This is a genomic window from Janthinobacterium sp. HH104 (genome assembly GCF_001758715.1).
GTDB classification, from domain to species: Bacteria; Pseudomonadota; Gammaproteobacteria; order Burkholderiales; family Burkholderiaceae_D; genus Janthinobacterium; species Janthinobacterium aestuarii.
Map to the genome: position 1 here is coordinate 177,776 of NZ_LRIB01000020.1, position 15,526 is coordinate 193,301.

Genomic DNA, 15,526 nt, shown 5'->3' on the forward strand with positions numbered 1-15,526 from the left:
CCTTGGTTGTTGATTTTCTTAAGCCGTTCAGGCGGCCACGCCCGTCAACTGCTCCTTGCGCGCGGCCATTTCCTGGCCCAGCGCGTCGAGATCGACGGCCGTCTCGCGCACCTTTGGAAACATGTCGCCCTCCTCTTCCTTGACGTGGTGCTCGATCTGCTCGGACAGCACCTTGACCTTGGCGTCGTACAGGTCGTCGGCCGGGTCCATGGCGGCGATTTGCGCGATGAGCTCCTTGGCGCTCGCGTGCTCGACAAGGGCTTCATCCATCAGGTCGCCGTCGTGGATGGGGCGGCGCACGGCCGGGTAGAAGATTTCTTCTTCCAGTTGCGTGTGCACGGTGAGTTCCTGGCAGATCTGATCGGCCAGCTTTTTCTTGGTGGCAAATGAGCGGTCGCTCAAGCCTTCATATTGGGCAAACAATGCCTTCACGGCCTTATGGTCCTGCATCAATAGATTGATCGCGTTCATGGCGCCTCCTTGTTGTAGATGAGGCAAGGATGCGCCATGGCGGCGCCAGCGTATGTGCGACGCCTTACACAATCTTGATTTTTAATACACTCAGCTATTCACCTGCGACTTGATGCCGTGATGGCCCATCAGGTCGTACAGGGTGGGCCGGCTCACGCCCAGCAGTTCGGCCGCCTTGGCGATATTGCCGTCGGCCCGCGCCAGCGCGCGCACCATGACCTTGTATTCGGCACCGTCGCGGGCCTGGCGCAGGTTCAGCGGTTCATCCTGGGGCGTCGCCTGGGCGCTGGCGGGCAGGCCCAGGTCATCGGCGGCGATCTGCGGCCCGTCGCTCATGATGACGGCCCGCTTGATGCAGTTTTCCACTTCGCGCACATTGCCGGGCCAGCCATAGCTTTCGATCAGCTGCAGCGCGCCGGTGCTGAAATGCAGGTTGCTGCGGCCTTCGCTGGCGCAGAACTTGTTCTTGAAATGGTGGGCCAGCAAGGCCGCGTCGCCGGCCCGCTCGCGCAGCGGCGGAATCCGCAGCACGATTTCGCTGAGGCGGTAAAACAGGTCTTCGCGGAAACGCCCCTGCTCCGCCAGCACCTTCAAATCCTGGTGCGTGGCGCAGACGATGCGCACATCGACCGCGATCTCGGCGCGTCCGCCGACGCGCTCAATGACCCGCTCCTGCAGGAAACGCAGCAGTTTCGCCTGCAGCCCCATCGGCATGTCGCCGATTTCATCGAGAAAGAAAGTGCCGCCGTGGGCCAGTTCGATCTTGCCCAGGGTTTGCCGGGCCGCGCCCGTAAACGCCCCCCGCTCATAGCCGAACAGCTCGCTCTCGAGCAGGTTTTCGGGGATGGCCGCGCAATTGATGGCAACGAAGCGTTGCGCATGGCGGCTCGACAGCGCGTGCAAGCCCCGCGCAATCAGTTCCTTGCCGCTGCCGGAGTCGCCGAGCAGCATCACGCTGGCCGACGAGGGCGCCACTTTTTCCACGCTGCGGCACAGCTTCAACATGCCCGGATCGCGGCTGACGATGCCGGCCAGCGGCGAGTCCGCCTGCGTCTGCAGCATGCGGCGGTTTTCCTGCTGCATCGCGTGCAGATAGAACGCGCGGGCGATGACCAGGCCCAGCATGTCGGCCTCGAACGGTTTCTGGTGAAAATCGTAGGCGCCCAGGGCGATGGCTTTCAAGGCATGCGCGCGTTCCTGGTTGCCGGAGAGGATGATGACTTTCGTGTCCGGCGCCAGCGCGAGGATTTGCCGCAGGGTGGCCAGGCCTTCCGTGGCGCCGTCCGGGTCGGGCGGCAAGCCCAGGTCCATCGTCACCACGGCCGGCTGGTGTCGCCGCACGAGCGCCAGCGCCGCCTCGCGCTCGCCCGCCAGCAAGACTTCATAGCCGTCAAAACTCCAGTGCAACTGCTTTTGCAGGCCGGGATCGTCTTCGATGACCAGCAGTTTTTGTTTCGCCATACGTATGCACTCCAGTCAGCGGGTAGAACAGCGGAAATCTGGGGTATGACCCGGCGGGTCAGACCCCATGGCCGCGTGCAGCGGCAAGACCACGCGAAACGTCGTGCCCACCTGCGGTTCGCTGCGCACCTCTAGGCTGCCGCCCACTTCGCGCAGGTATTCGCGGCTTTCGAACACGCCGATACCCATGCCCGCCGTCTTGGTCGTGTCGAACGGTTTGAACAGGCGTTCGCGGATGAATTGCTCGCTCATGCCCTGCCCCGTATCGTCGAGCTCGACGACGGCCGTATGCTGTTCGCGCCGCAGCCGCACGGCCACCTTGCCATCGCTGGCCGTCGCTTCGATGGCGTTCTGGATCAAATGGCCCAGCACCCGTTCCAGGCGCGCGCGGTTGGCCAGCACCGTCAGCTCGCCATCGACGATTTCCAGCCGGGGCGCCGGCGCCAGGCTCGCCTTGGCGGCCACGGCCTGGCGCAGCAAGCCGTCGAGCAGCAGCGGCGCCGGCGCTTCCGGCGCTTCGCCGCGCGCCAGTTTCTGCAGCAAGGTCTTCATTTTCTGCACGGAATGGTCGAGGGTGCCCAGCATGTCTTCCTGGAAGGCGGGATTGGCGCGGTGCTTTTCCGCATTACTCAGTAACAGCGACAGCTGGAACACGAGGTTTTTGAGGTCGTGCACAATGAAAGTGGACATGCGGTTGAACGAGTCGAACTGGCGCGCCACCGTCAGGGTGTCGAGCGATTCGCGGTGCGCCAGGTAGCTGGCGGCCTGGCTGCCGGCAATTTTCAGCACGTCGAGGATTTCCCAGTTCAAGCTGATGTGCGTGCGGGGCCGCGCCAGCGCGACAAAGGCGAACAGCTGGCCGTGCAGCATCAATGGCACCAGCAGCCACACGCCGGGCAGCGCCAGCAGCGCCGGCGGCAACTGCAAGCCGCCGTACTGGCGCGGATTGTGCTGGCAGTCGGGCACGTCGATTACCCATAGCCTTGCCTCCAAAAACTGGCACAAGGGACCAGATGCCGGCTCGCTCCACCTGCTCGGCGGCCAGTTCCAGCTGGCCGCCGGGGCGAACTGCCCCTGTTCGCGCAAGATCCATAGCGCGCCGGCGCGGCTTTCCACCAGTTGCGCCATGGCTTGTATCGTGCGTTCGCCCAGGGCCGGACCATCTTCGGACAAGGCCCGCGTAAATCTCAGCCATTCCTCGCGGTAATCGAAGATGGCATTGTAGAAATGTTTATTGATATACACCTTGAGCTTGGCGCGCAGGCTGCCGGAAAACAGCACGCCCGCCAGCAGCAAGGCCGCGCCGCCCAGGTAAGCCATCTGCATCAATGAACCCCAGGTGCCGCCGAAATAGCGCAGATAATAGGCACTGGCCGCCATGGCCAGCAAATAGATGGCCGAGCCCAGCAAGGCAGCCGAGCGGTACAGCATCTGGCGCGAGACGGACAAGCCCAGCGCCCAGCCCGGATTGCGCGCGGCCGAGATGGCCAGCAGCGGCGCGCACAGAGCGTCGACGATGCCGCGCGCGGCCCAGATGTCATCGTTGACCGCGCGAAACAGCAAGGCGTCGCTGTACAGATAGAAATCGTAGGCGAACAGCCCGCCTACGCCCAGGCACGCGAACTTGATGCCCCAGCGTTTCAGGGGCGGCGTGTTGCGGTACCACTGTTCCACCAGCAACATGCCCAGCACGGCCAGCAGCAAACGGCAGACACTGGCGATGATGCGCGCCGGCAAAGGCAGCGCCAGCCAGGATGAGGCCATGGAGAGCAGCCACGGTGCCAGCGCCGTGAGGACGATGCCGGCCAGCACGAAGCGCAAACGGGGCCGCGACGGTTCGATCAACAGCAGCAGGAATACCAGCCAGGCCAGGGTGCGCAGCAATTCGAGCGCGTCGCCGGCCAGCGCGATGCGCTGCCCCAGCAGCACCAGCACCACCGTGCCCGTCGCCCAGCCGCCCGTCGCCAGGCACGCCACCAGCAAGGCACGCACGTTCTGCCGCGCGCGCCAGTTGCTGATCAATAGCAGCGCCAGCACGAAAAAGGCCAGCGACGCCAGGCCATGGCTGAGAGCCCCCGCGTCCGGCGCCGCCAGCCAGTCCGACTGGTCCCGCATCATCGGCTGCCCTTGCCAAACAGCACCACCTGCACCGTGTCGAGCAGGATCAGCAGGTCGAGGAACAGGCTATTGTTTTTCACATAATACAAATCGTATTGCAGCTTCTTGACGGCATCGTCGACGGAAGCGCCATATTGATAGCGCACCTGCGCCAGGCCCGTGATACCCGGCTTGATGCTGTGACGAATGTTGTAGTACGGCACCTGCTCCTTCAGTTGCTCGACAAAATACGCGCGTTCGGGGCGTGGTCCCACAAAACTCATCTCGCCGCGAAACACATTGAGCATCTGCGGCAGCTCGTCGATACGCAGCTTGCGGATCAGATTGCCCACGCGCGTGATGCGCGCATCGTTGGCCAAGGCCCAGATGGGCGTGCCGTCGCGCTCGGCATCGCAGCGCATGCTGCGAAATTTCAGCACCTTGAATGGCTGGCCGTCGCGCCCCACCCGTTCTTGCTGATAGAACACGGGGCCGCCGTCTTCCAAGCGGATGCACAGGGCGGTTACCAGCATCACGGGCAGCGACGCCAGGCAGATGACCCCGCTGGCCGCCAGGTCGAACAAACGCTTCGACGTGGCGCGGAAAAAGCTCTGGTCGAAGCCGCCGCCATAGATCAGATAGCTCGGTTGCAATGAATCGATGCGAATCTGGCACGCTTCGCGCTCGAAAAACGTGGCCGCGTCGATCACCTTGACGCCGCCCAGCGCACATTCAAGTAGTTGTTTGGCAGGAAACGCGCCATTGCGCCGGTCGCTGACGGACACGACGATCTCATGCGCGGCATGGCGCTGGGCAGTGGCCAGCAAGGACAGGCCGGTCGGCAGCAAGGCCGAGGCCGGCACGCAGCATTGCTCGCCCGCCACATCGATGCAGCCGACGACCGTAAACTGGTGGAAACCGATCTTGCTGGCCGCCAAGTCCATGCACTCGCGCGCCAGCGCCCCGCCGCCCACCAGGATCAGCCGGCCTTTCATCAGCGCCGATTGCGAGGATTTGAATACCAGCAGGCGCGCCAGCAGCACGCCAATGGCGCCCAGGCCGAAGATCAGCACGCTGCCGCGTCCGAAATGCAGGGCTGGAATGAAGCGTATCAACACGCTGAGCACGGCAAAACCCAGCGCGAACGAAGGCAGGATGCGTAATAACGTGTTGCGGATGTCTTCGCGCGAGCGGTGCTGGTACATGCCCAGCGCGCTCATGCTCAAGACGATGACCAGCGCAAAGATCGAGGACGACAGGTAGACCTCGCTCGCCCGCACCACGTGGCTGCCATCCGCCAGCCACAGCAAGGACGTCAGGGTGGCCGACAGCAGCAGGATCAGGATTTCCAGCAACAGCAGGATAAACGCTGTTTTCGAGACATAGTGGCTGAAGATGCGGATCATGGTTCCCCCTGCGGCAAAAAGCATCGGGCCGCGCGCAAGGCGGCCTGTTGCTGGTCTTGCCATCATGGCGAACTGTTCCAAGAAGACATTGATGCGCCACAAGCTACGGCCCCGGCTATCTTTCGCTGGCAGAATTTATCTCAATACATTACCGAATGAGGGGAAATGGCATATAGTATGCTTCCCCTAAAAAAAGATAAATGTCATGAAATTTGATGTAGCGATTGTCGGCAGTGGCCTGGCGGGTTTATCGGTTGCACTGCATTTAGCTGAGACGCGCACTGTCGCGATCATTTCCAAACGCGCGCTGCTCGATGGCGCCAGCAACTGGGCGCAAGGCGGGATCGCGGCCGTGCTGGACTCGGGCGACAGCCACCAGCAGCACATCGAAGACACCCTGATCGCCGGTGGCGGCCTGTGCGACGAGAGCGCCACGCGCTACATCGTCGAGCACGGCCGCGAAGCGATCGAATGGCTGATCGAGCAAGGCGTGCCGTTTACACGCGACGCCACGGCCGAACTGGGTTTCCACCTGACCCGCGAAGGCGGACACAGCCAGCGCCGCATCATCCACGCGGCCGACGCCACCGGGCACGCCGTGCAAGTGACCCTGGAAGAAAAGGTCCGCGCCCACCCGAACATCAGCCTGTTCGAACACCATTGCGCGATCGACCTGATCACTTCCGACAAGCTGGGCATGAAGCCGACCCAGCGCAATGCCCAACCACATTGCCATGGCCTGTACGTACAGGATGAGCAAACGGGTAAAGTACTGACGTTTGCCGCCGAGCACACCGTGCTGGCCACGGGCGGCGCCGGCAAAGTATACTTATATACAACGAATCCCGACACGGCCAGCGGCGACGGCATCGCTATGGCCTGGCGCGCCGGCTGCCGCGTGTCGAACATGGAATTCATCCAGTTCCACCCGACCTGCTTGTACCACCCGTATGCCAAATCGTTCCTGATCACCGAAGCCATCCGTGGCGAAGGCGGCTTGCTGAAACTGCCGCCTGAAGCGGGTGCGGCCGCTGGCACGCGCTTCATGCTGGCTCACGACGAGCGGGCCGAACTGGCGCCGCGCGACGTGGTGGCGCGCGCCATCGACTTCGAGATCAAGAAACGGGGCCTCGACTACGTGCACCTGGACATCAGCCACAAGCCGGCCGAATTCCTCATCGAGCACTTCCCGACCATCTACGCCCGCTGTCTGGAACTGGGCATCGACATCACCAAACAGCCTATCCCCATCGTCCCCGCCGCGCACTACACGTGCGGCGGCGTCGTGACGGATTTGTCGGGCCGCGCCGACCTGCCGGGCCTGTATGCGGTCGGCGAAACGGCATGCACGGGCCTGCATGGCGCGAACCGCCTGGCGTCGAACTCTTTGCTGGAATGCATCGTCATCGGCCGCGCCTGCGCGCAAGACATCGAAAGCAAGGAAAAGCTGGGCACGCCATATCTGCCCGACTGGGATGAAAGCCGGGTCACCGATGCGGATGAAGAGGTGGTGATTTCCCACAACTGGGACGAGCTGCGCCGCTTCATGTGGAATTACGTAGGCATCGTGCGCACAACGAAACGCCTGGAGCGGGCCCAGCACCGCATCGCGCTCTTGAAGGAAGAGATCGACGAGTACTACCGCAACTTCCGCATCACGCACGATTTGCTGGAACTGCGCAACCTCGTCGACGTGGCCTCGATGATCGTCAACAGCGCCCTGTCCCGCCGAGAAAGCCGCGGCCTGCACTTCAGCCGCGATTATCCTGAGACCTTGCCGAAGGCGATCGCCAGCGTGCTGACGCCGCCGCATCGGTAATGTTACGCCTCAGTCCTAGACTATTTGTAAGCCGATAGCATCACCGACCCCTCAGGCAAAGAGCCGGGGTCAGACCCGACGGGTCTGACCTCAGTCCTTGTCTTGGGTCAATTGACGTGCCTCACCGCTCCGGCATCTCGAACTCAATCCCATCCTCCGTGTACGACATCTTCGCGGACGCCCCCGTGCACTCCCCCTGCGCCTCGTCCGCCACATACCTACACTCGCTCTCCAGCCCGCCATCTTCCCGCCAGTGCCGCGTCCAGCCATGGCGCTCGCCATCGACATACTCGATCAGCTGCCTCGGCTTGCCATTTGCATACCAGGAACGCAATGCGCCCTCCTCGCGCCCACCCGCATTCCACTGTTTCTGCACCATCAATACTCCGGCCCGGCTGAACCGCTGCTCGCTGCGCAATACGAAGTGGCCGCTGTGCGTGCGCTTGCTGGCCACTTTGCCATCCGGATAATATTCGACGCTGTCGCCCACGGGCTTGTCATCCACGTACTGCGTTGTACGCTGCACCTTGCCATCCGGGAAGTAGCCGGTGCTTGGTCCTGACTGGATGCCGTTCTCGTACCGGCTGCGGCTTTCCACCGTGCCATCCGGATAGAACAGCAGCAGCTCGCCCTCCGTCTGGCCCTTGACCTGGGTCGTGCGCGTGCGCAGCTTGCCATCCTCGTCGAAGGTTTCCACCAGGCCATCGGCGCGGGCGCCGTTCACGTACTGGCTGGCCTCGTTCAGCTTGCCCGTATCGTGATAGGTCCGCTGTTCGCCTTCCTGCACGCCATTGCGCCACGTGTTGCGCATGGAAATCTGGCCCTCAGGACGATACAGGGTCTGCACACCTTCCTGCACGCCGCGGCCATCCTGCTCCACCTGCATCTCGACCTGGCCATGCGGGTAGTACATGCTGTAGTTGCCCACCAGCTTGCCGCGCAGGTAATCGGGATCGTTGACCTGGCCAATCAGCCGCTTCGGCTCGCCTTCGCGCACGTGATAGATCTCGACTTGCCAGGTGGCGCGCGTCTTGCCTGGCGGCAGCGGCACGACCAGCGCATAGCGCGCATGTTCCTTGACTTCGCCGCGCGTCAGATTGTGATTCAGGTACAGGCGCGCCTTGCCATCGGCACAGGCTTGCGGCTCGCAGCCGCCCAGCTTGCCGACATCGGGCATGCCAAGCGCCCCCACATTACCTGGCGCAGGGCAGAATTTGATACGCATCAACAAGGGCGTTTTGTCACGTATCAGCTTGGCCAATTGCTGCTTCATGGCGGCGTATTGCTGCGCGTCCAGGCCCACGGACACGGCATCCATCAGCACCTGCCTGCCGCCGCAGCCGCTGTCGCTGGCCAGGGTCAGCACATCGCCGTCGGGCGTCGCCTTGATGGCGCTGACTACTTGCCGCTGTTCGATCTCGGCGTGGGCCAGCACCGGCCACAGCAGCGTCGCCAGCAGCACATGCTTCACAAGGCGCGCCATGCCTGCTCCTTGCGCTGCAGTTCCGGCGCTGGCGGCGCTTCGCCGCAGCCGCCCTGGGCCTTGCCGGCCACGTACTGGCATTCGCCCTTCAAACTGCCATCCTCGTGCCAGCTGCGGCTCCAGCCGTCGCGCCGGTCGTTCACGTAGTCGATGGCTTGTTCCGGCTTGCCGTTCTCGTACCACGAGCGCGACGTGCCCTGTTCGCGCAGTTGTGCATCCCATTTCCGTTCCAGCACCAGCACGCCCTGAGGGCTGTAGCGCTGGATACTGAGCAGCCCGCCCTTGTCTCCATATTGCTGGCGGCTTTTCACCTTGCCGTCCGCATAGAATTCCATTGCCTCGCCCGTGGGCAAGTCGTTAACCTGCGTCATCCTGGCTTGCACGGCGCCATCCGGGTAGTAATTCGTGCTCACGCCATTGAACTTACCGTTCTGCATTTCCGCGCGGCTGGAGATTTTTCCATCAGGGAAGTATGTGAGCATCTCGCCTTCCATCTTGCCGCCGCGCAAAGTGTAGCTGCTACTCAGCTTGCCATTTTCATCAAACGTCTGCACTGGCCCGTCGAGCTGCTTGCCATCGCGGTAGATGCTCGTTTCACTCAACTTGCCGGTCGCGTGATAGCGCTGATGCTCGCCTTCTGGCAAGCCATGGCGCCAGTCACCGCGCAGCTCCAGCGTGCCATCGGGAAAATACTTGCTGCCGATGCCATGCTGACGGCCCTGCCCATCCTGCGCCACCTGTTTCTCGGTCTTGCCATTCGGGTAATACGTGACGTAGCCGCCCACCAGCTCGCCTTGCGCATAATCGGCGTGGTTGACCTGGCCGGACAGGCGCAGCTTGTGACCCGCCACGCTGTAAATCTCCACCTTCCATGTGCCCGGCAGCTTGCCTTTTGGCAAAGGCAAGACCAGCACGTTCGGCGCCTTTTCCTGCTCGATGGGGAAGAAGCGCTCGTGCAGGTACAGCCGCGCCCGGCCATCGGCGCAGGCCGCTGGCGTGCAGGCGGCGATCTGCCGCACGATGGGCACGCTCGCATCGTCCGGGCATTTTTTCAATGTGACAAGCATGGGCGTCTTGCTGCGGATCTGCTTGGCCAGCCGGGCTTTCATCGCTTCGTATGGCCCATCGTCCAGCCCGACCGAGCGCGCATCCATGCGCACTTGGCGGCCGCCGCAAGCCGTGTTCGCGGCCACGGTCAGCACGTCGGCGCCTTCGCTATCCTGCTCGCCGGCGATGGCTGTCACCACCTGGCGTTGAACGATCTCCGCCTGCGACAACGCGGGCCACAATAAGGACGCGCCCAGCACGGCGCATAAGGTCTTGATTTTCATGGCATTCCTCTAATTTTCCGCCGTGACGGCCACGCCGCCCGGCACAAAGCTGACCCGGCCATCGCGGTAGCGCACGAGCACCACCACCTTCGATTCCAGCAATTGACCGTGCTGCACGGCCGGCAAATAAGTCCAGCGCTTGACGCTATCGAGCAGCACCTTGTTGAGCATCGGCTCCATCGGCAACTCGGCCGCCGCATAGGTCAGGGTGCCGTCGGCCGCGATGGTCAGGGTCAGGCGGTTTTCACCCGTTGCGTGCTTTTCGTCCAGCACGCCATACGCAACCGTCGTCATCGTGTCGCGCTGCACGCCGCCGACTTGGTCGCGCAAGGGCGGCATGGCCTTGAGTTTGGCCGCCAACAGCGCGCCCTCGGCCAGCACCTTGTCCCAGCGCTTCTGGTAGGCGCCGGGCTGGGCCAGGCGCAGCACCTTGGCGGCCAGGTCCATGCGCTGCGCCATGCGCGCGACGCCATTGTCGGCCGGCTGACCCGGCTCCGCCGGCAAGGCATGCTCCACGGCGTAACGGTAAGCCGTCAGGTGCGCCAGCGCCACCAGGTTCACGGCATCGCGCTCGTCGCCGCCGCGCAGCAGCGCCGCAGCGGCGATGCCCAGCCAGGCCGTGCCATCCGTCGGGTGCGCCCACACGGCTTGCTCGAAGTACTGGCGCGCCGCTTGGGGTTCGTTCAGGCTCAGGTGCATGCGGCCCATGGCCGCCGCCACCAGATGGTCGCGCGGGTTCGCTTGCAGCAGATCAAGATAGGTAGCGACCAGCGCCGGTTCATAGCCGGGCACCCAGCCCAGGCCCTCCAGCAACGACGCGCGCAGCCGCGCCTGCGTACGGTCGCCGCCGTAGCCAGGCGGCTTTGCCTCCCCGGAACGGTACAACAGCTGCAAGCCTCGCGTAACGGCGTCGTCGTCGCCCTTGCTGACCGCTTGCGACAGGCTGCGCACGGCCTTGCGCGCATCGGACGGCTGGAAACCGGCCGCCTTGGGCGAGCGCCAGCGAAATACTTCCAGGCCAGCCGCCTGGTCCGCTTGCGCCTGCAGGCTGGCCTTGGCCTTGGCTTCATCGGGCGACGAGGTCCAGGCCGTAAAGCCGATCAGGAACAGCACAATCAGCAGCACCACCACGGCCCAGCCCTTGCCCGTGATGCCGCCGCCAGTGTTGCCTGCCACTGGAATGGCGGCGGGCGCCTGCCCCGGCGCCGTGCGCCGCGTACTGCGCTGCGGCGGCAACGATTGCTGTTGCAACTGCATCTGCTGCGCCTGCACCGAGGCTTGCGCGGCCGCGACAATGACCTTGTCGCGCGCGCAGGCCGCGCAGCCGAGACCTGCGAAATGCTGGTGCTCGGGATTCGCGCCACACACGACGAGCTTGCCGTCGCTGCGCTGCGCATAGCCGCGCAGCAGCTGCGCCCAGTCGGCCGCCGATGGCCGTTGCGGTGTTGGCGACTGGGAAAACGCGCGGTCGAACATGGCGCGCAGCTCGGGCGGCATCAGCGCGTGGCCGCTGGTGGCGTTCGGCGCCAGCTGCTTGTGGCGTTTGACGCCATACGCATAGCAGCCGTCGCGGATGCGCCCGGGAATATCGGTCGCCACTTGCGCATTGCCGGGCCGCCCGCTGTACGGGTGGATGCCAAAGTTGAGCAATTGGAAGATGACGACGGCCAGCGCAAAACGGTCTTGCGCCATTTCCGTGCCCGCCGGCATGCCCTTGCGCTGGAATTCCGGCGCCAGGTAGTCGGCCGTGAATTGCTCCGCAGGAAACCGCTCGGCATGGCCCTGGATACTGAAACCGTCGCAATCGAGCATGGCGATGTACAGCGAATCGCGGTAAAAGCGCAGATTCACGGGTTTCAGATCGACCACATAATGCTGCTGCTGGTGCAGCGCATCGATGACGGCGGCCAGGTTGGCGGCCAGGGTCAGCTTGGGTCCGAGACCCGTGGGCAATCCGGCCGCGCGCGCTTGGCGTTCTTGCATGATCTGTTCCAGCTCGGCCGTTTGCGCCATGTCCAGCAGGGGCATGACGAAGCCGGCAAAGCCGCCCTGGCCGTCGAACACGGCCGCTTGCGGCCAGGCGATCTGCACGTAGCGCTTGCCGTTTTCCAACTGATCGGGCAGTTTGGGCGTCAGTTCCAGCATCGCTTCAAGCTTGCGCCGGTTGGCGGCCCGGTCCAGGTGCGGGTGGTACAGCTTGGCCACCTGCGTGGGCGCGCCCGGCAGCAGATACACGCTGCCCGCGCCGCCGCTCTTGATGAGTTTGCCCAAGACAAGGCTACGGACTTTGTCGAGCCAGATTTTTCCACCCGGACTCAGGCCCGGTGTCACGCCCTGCTTCCGGCTCATGCGCGCAAAGCCAGCAACAGGGTCTTGTCGTCGCCCGTGATCTGGTGCGTGCGCGGGTCGGCCAGGGTGGACGCCAGCGCCGTATTGCCCAGTTCGATGCTCTCGACCGTGCGCAGATAGCCTTGCACGGCATCCATGAACGGCGCGTACAAGGCCGCATTGTTCTTGCTCATGGCAAAGGGCATGCAACCATCCGACATCAGCACGACGCCGCGCACGGACTGGGGTATCGGCAGCAGGCGCAGCTGCTCGCGCCAGCGCTCGCCGCTGATAAAGTAGGTTTCGTTCGCGTATTCGCCGTTGGCGGGCAGCGAGATCAGTTCGCCGCCATCGCCCAGTTGCGCCACGCCCAGACCATCGCCCAGGTGGAAGAAGAAGCCGGTATCTTGCCCCATGACCACGCCGACAACTGTGGCAGCGTAATCGTCGAGAGTGGCGTTGGCGGCGCGAGCGATATCGTCCAGCGCGGCGCGGATCTGCGCCAGGGTGCCTGCCAACGCGCCGTCATGTAAATCCTGCACGGTGGCGCCCTGCTCCAGCCGTCCGGCCAGCGCCTGCACGGTTTGCGCGGAAACAAACTGCGCGCCCTGCTCGCTGAGCCTGGCCGAACCGGCGCCATCGCAGACGATGGCCACCAGGACGTCGCCCACGACGGCATGCGCATGCGCATCCTGGCAAGGAATATCTTTATCCAGATGCGCCTTGCCCGTGACGGAGGCGCCGAACGTGCGCCAGGAATCCTGTGTTGCTTGCACTGCTGCCATCGATCAGGTGCTCACGACAGACCAGCCGTCCGTCGAGGCCAGTTGCGCCTGCGCACCGGGACGCGATTGCGACACCACTTGCATGCTGGCGCTCAGCCACAGGAACAGTTCGCGGAACTGCAAGCCTTTCAGCTGCTTCACGCCCCGTTCGCCACGGCTGGAAAACTGGCCCAGGGTTTCGATATTCGCGTGGTCGCCCACGGCGATGGGGAAGATCGCCACTTTATTGGCTTGCTCGGCCGCGCGCGCCTGTTCGGCGCCGTGCTGCCAGCGGTCCGTCGGCTCGCCGTCCGACATCAAAAACAGCCATGGGCGCGTGTACGCCACGCCAGCGGCGCGGAAACGCTGTTTTTCCTGCTCGATTTCCGCCAGCGCCAGTTCGACGGCCGCGCCGGTCGGTGTGGTGCCGTTCGCTTCCAACCGGGGCGCCGTGAAATCCATGGCATCGCACCAGTTGCTGGCCACCACGGCTTCATCGTGGGCGCCATATTGAATCACGAGGATGCGCACGCGCTTGGCGGCGATCACGTCGGACTTGAGTTCCTGTTCCAGCAAGGCCAGGCCTTCGTTGAGCAGCGCGACGGGCTCGCCATCCATGCTGCCGGAGCAGTCGAGCACGAGCACCAATGGCGTGCGTTGTTCGGTGTTGTCGACCAAGGCGACGTCGGGAATCATTATTGAACTCATGGGCTATCGGTAAATGTGAAATCGGTCATAGTGCGAATCTTACATCATCGACGTGTTTTGCCCGTGCAAGTTTCCTACAGAACACTATCCCACCATATTATTGCAAACCATTGCAGCACTGATGTCTTTGTACTATCTTGATAGTTGCCCAGGCCAGATGGCAGCGGCCAGCCCTTCCTCACAAAGGCGGGGCGGATCGCTGCGCAACACCGCCCTTACCCAGTTCCGCACCTGCACGCCTGCGGCACGCTGATCTAATCAGGTTATGGGGACAAGCATGGGCACAGCAACAGCAAGCGCGGATGTGGGCAAACTGATCGCCGCCTTGTACGAGACGGCCTGCGGCACGGACGACTGGCCGCAGCTCGACAGCGCCGCCCTGAACAGCCAGCAATGGCAGGAACTTTTGCCGCATCTGCAACGCGCCCTGTGCCTGCAGCAGCGCCTGCGCGAGGCACAACTGGCCAGCCGCTGCGCGCTGGCGGCGCTCGACGCCATGGGCGCTGCCGTGCTAGTGCTCGACGCGGGCCTCGGGCTGCGCTTCGCCACGCCCGCCGGCCACGCCCTGCATGCGGCGCAGCTGGCACACGGCATACCGCCGGCCCTCGTGCGTGCCGTGCACCTCGTCATCGCCAGCGCCGGCAGCGCGCCGCAATGCCAGTCGCTGCGCCTGGCGCGCAAGCAGCAAACGCCGCTGGCCCTGACCGTCACCCTGCTCGCCGCCTGCCAACCGCCATGCGCACTGCTGATTGCGCGCGATCCCACACAGGCGAGCACCTCCGTCCCCGCCTTGCGCCAGCTGTTCGACTTGACGCAAGCCGAAGCGCTGGTGGGCAAGGAGCTGGCGCAAGGGGCCACCATCGAAGAAATCGCCGCACGCAGCGGCATCAGCGTCAACACCGTCAAGACGCATCTGCATCACACCTACCTGAAAACGGACACGCGGCGCCAGGGCGAGCTGATCGCGCTGATCCACGGCGCGACCGCGCATCTGGCCGTGCTCGACGCATGAGGCTGTCTCATCCGATCGGATGATGTACAGGACAACTTGCCTGCCTACACTGGCAAGACCGGTCACCCGCTCCTTGCCAGTGTCACCACAGCGCGCGGACCAGCCGGTTCGGCTTCCCTGGTATCGACAACCACATCGCCGCGCCGGCAGCGGACGGCACCAAAGTTCAAGGATGGGTAGAAAAATGAAAACATGGATCTTGGCCGGCACCCTGGGCGTCTGCGCCCTGCTGGCAAATGCGCAATCGCTCCCCGACAGCCAGACCGTCGTCATTCCAGGCGGACGCCTGCAGACGATCGAAATGCCGGCACAAAAACATTTCATGACTGCAGAAAGGTTTGCCCCGTTCCGCGGCGGCTATGAGCTGGCGAACGGCCAGGTGCTCTACCTGCGCAATGCAAGCAGCATCGGCGCTATCATGTATGCGCGTATCGATGACCAGGAAGAACACCGCATCGTCGCCACCGACAACAACAGCTTCGTGGCGCTCGACCGGCAGCTGGCCATGCGCATCGACTTGCGCGACGATGGCAGCGTCGGCGGCGAAGTACTGATGCTGGTGCCGGCCGAAAAACTGGCCAGCGGCGACATCGTGCCGGCCCACGTGCAAAGCATGGGCCTGGCATCGCGCTAAGGCAGCAAGTCC

At 63.9% G+C, this 15,526-nt stretch carries 12 protein-coding genes; 3 read left to right on the forward strand and 9 right to left on the reverse strand.

All coding sequences use genetic code 11. From position 1 onward, the window contains the following. Positions 1-27: 27 nt before the first annotated feature. The 4 genes from JAB6_RS06250 to JAB6_RS06265 all read right to left on the reverse strand — a co-directional run bounded on the left by JAB6_RS06250 (position 28) and on the right by JAB6_RS06265 (position 5,435). Entirely contained in the window at positions 28-471 is a 444-nt protein-coding gene (locus JAB6_RS06250; RefSeq protein WP_034748516.1) for a hemerythrin domain-containing protein, read from the reverse strand. 90 nt (positions 472-561) lie between these two features. Beyond that, positions 562-1,932 carry a PEP-CTERM-box response regulator transcription factor gene (gene prsR / locus JAB6_RS06255; RefSeq protein ID WP_070301815.1) on the reverse strand — a complete coding sequence of 457 codons (1,371 nt, stop codon included), beginning with the start codon at positions 1,930-1,932 and terminating at the stop codon, positions 562-564. A gap of 15 nt (positions 1,933-1,947) precedes the next feature. Next, on the reverse strand, positions 1,948-4,050 hold the full coding sequence (gene prsK, locus JAB6_RS06260) for an XrtA/PEP-CTERM system histidine kinase PrsK (RefSeq protein WP_070301817.1): 2,103 nt from the start codon (positions 4,048-4,050) through the stop codon (positions 1,948-1,950). After that, positions 4,047-5,435, reverse strand: a complete 1,389-nt coding sequence (locus JAB6_RS06265; RefSeq protein ID WP_070301819.1) for a TIGR03013 family XrtA/PEP-CTERM system glycosyltransferase — start codon at positions 5,433-5,435, stop codon at positions 4,047-4,049. Before JAB6_RS06265 ends, prsK begins: the two co-directional genes overlap by 4 nt. 205 nt (positions 5,436-5,640) lie before the next feature. Between JAB6_RS06265 and nadB the strand changes: the two genes are divergently transcribed. Then, entirely contained in the window at positions 5,641-7,254 is a 1,614-nt protein-coding gene (gene nadB / locus JAB6_RS06270; RefSeq protein WP_034748527.1) for an L-aspartate oxidase, read from the forward strand. Positions 7,255-7,375: 121 nt separating this feature from the next. Here nadB and JAB6_RS06275 read toward each other — a convergent pair whose 3' ends face one another. Genes JAB6_RS06275 through JAB6_RS06295 form a run of 5 tightly spaced genes read right to left on the reverse strand, consistent with a single transcriptional unit; the run spans position 7,376 to position 13,868 of the window. Beyond that, positions 7,376-8,737 (reverse strand): toxin-antitoxin system YwqK family antitoxin, encoded by a 1,362-nt coding sequence (locus tag JAB6_RS06275; protein ID WP_034748530.1) that lies wholly within the window; start codon positions 8,735-8,737, stop codon positions 7,376-7,378. Continuing rightward, positions 8,722-10,068, reverse strand: coding sequence for a toxin-antitoxin system YwqK family antitoxin (locus tag JAB6_RS06280; RefSeq protein WP_070301822.1), 1,347 nt, complete (start codon positions 10,066-10,068; stop codon positions 8,722-8,724). Before JAB6_RS06280 ends, JAB6_RS06275 begins: the two co-directional genes overlap by 16 nt. Before the next feature lie 9 nt (positions 10,069-10,077). Next, positions 10,078-12,417 carry a hypothetical protein gene (locus JAB6_RS06285; RefSeq protein WP_139143302.1) on the reverse strand — a complete coding sequence of 780 codons (2,340 nt, stop codon included), beginning with the start codon at positions 12,415-12,417 and terminating at the stop codon, positions 10,078-10,080. Continuing rightward, a complete protein-coding gene (locus tag JAB6_RS06290) occupies positions 12,414-13,181 on the reverse strand; it encodes a PP2C family serine/threonine-protein phosphatase (RefSeq protein ID WP_070301825.1) in 768 nt (255 codons plus the stop codon). Before JAB6_RS06290 ends, JAB6_RS06285 begins: the two co-directional genes overlap by 4 nt. A gap of 3 nt (positions 13,182-13,184) precedes the next feature. Beyond that, the gene (locus JAB6_RS06295) at positions 13,185-13,868 is read right to left on the reverse strand and encodes a VWA domain-containing protein (protein ID WP_070301827.1); all 684 of its coding nucleotides are present in this window, start codon (positions 13,866-13,868) and stop codon (positions 13,185-13,187) included. A 277-nt stretch (positions 13,869-14,145) separates the two neighbouring features. Between JAB6_RS06295 and JAB6_RS06300 the strand changes: the two genes are divergently transcribed. Then, the gene (locus tag JAB6_RS06300; RefSeq protein WP_175444505.1) at positions 14,146-14,880 is read left to right on the forward strand and encodes a helix-turn-helix transcriptional regulator; all 735 of its coding nucleotides are present in this window, start codon (positions 14,146-14,148) and stop codon (positions 14,878-14,880) included. 184 nt (positions 14,881-15,064) lie between these two features. Beyond that, the gene (locus JAB6_RS06305; protein WP_139143303.1) at positions 15,065-15,514 is read left to right on the forward strand and encodes a hypothetical protein; all 450 of its coding nucleotides are present in this window, start codon (positions 15,065-15,067) and stop codon (positions 15,512-15,514) included. Positions 15,515-15,526 lie beyond the last annotated feature (12 nt).

What these genes read in the sequence shown, in the direction of transcription:
- JAB6_RS06295 (WP_070301827.1), bottom strand. Translation starts at nt 13,868, where the DNA reads ATGAGTTCAATAATGATTCCCGACGTCGCCTTGGTCGACAACACCGAA.
- prsK (WP_070301817.1), bottom strand. Translation starts at nt 4,050, where the DNA reads ATGATGCGGGACCAGTCGGACTGGCTGGCGGCGCCGGACGCGGGGGCT.
- JAB6_RS06275 (WP_034748530.1), bottom strand. Translation starts at nt 8,737, where the DNA reads ATGGCGCGCCTTGTGAAGCATGTGCTGCTGGCGACGCTGCTGTGGCCG.
- JAB6_RS06300 (WP_175444505.1), top strand. Translation starts at nt 14,146, where the DNA reads ATGGGCACAGCAACAGCAAGCGCGGATGTGGGCAAACTGATCGCCGCC.
- prsR (WP_070301815.1), bottom strand. Translation starts at nt 1,932, where the DNA reads ATGGCGAAACAAAAACTGCTGGTCATCGAAGACGATCCCGGCCTGCAA.
- JAB6_RS06250 (WP_034748516.1), bottom strand. Translation starts at nt 471, where the DNA reads ATGAACGCGATCAATCTATTGATGCAGGACCATAAGGCCGTGAAGGCA.
- JAB6_RS06285 (WP_139143302.1), bottom strand. Translation starts at nt 12,417, where the DNA reads ATGAGCCGGAAGCAGGGCGTGACACCGGGCCTGAGTCCGGGTGGAAAA.
- JAB6_RS06265 (WP_070301819.1), bottom strand. Translation starts at nt 5,435, where the DNA reads ATGATCCGCATCTTCAGCCACTATGTCTCGAAAACAGCGTTTATCCTG.
- nadB (WP_034748527.1), top strand. Translation starts at nt 5,641, where the DNA reads ATGAAATTTGATGTAGCGATTGTCGGCAGTGGCCTGGCGGGTTTATCG.
- JAB6_RS06280 (WP_070301822.1), bottom strand. Translation starts at nt 10,068, where the DNA reads ATGAAAATCAAGACCTTATGCGCCGTGCTGGGCGCGTCCTTATTGTGG.
- JAB6_RS06290 (WP_070301825.1), bottom strand. Translation starts at nt 13,181, where the DNA reads ATGGCAGCAGTGCAAGCAACACAGGATTCCTGGCGCACGTTCGGCGCC.
- JAB6_RS06305 (WP_139143303.1), top strand. Translation starts at nt 15,065, where the DNA reads ATGAAAACATGGATCTTGGCCGGCACCCTGGGCGTCTGCGCCCTGCTG.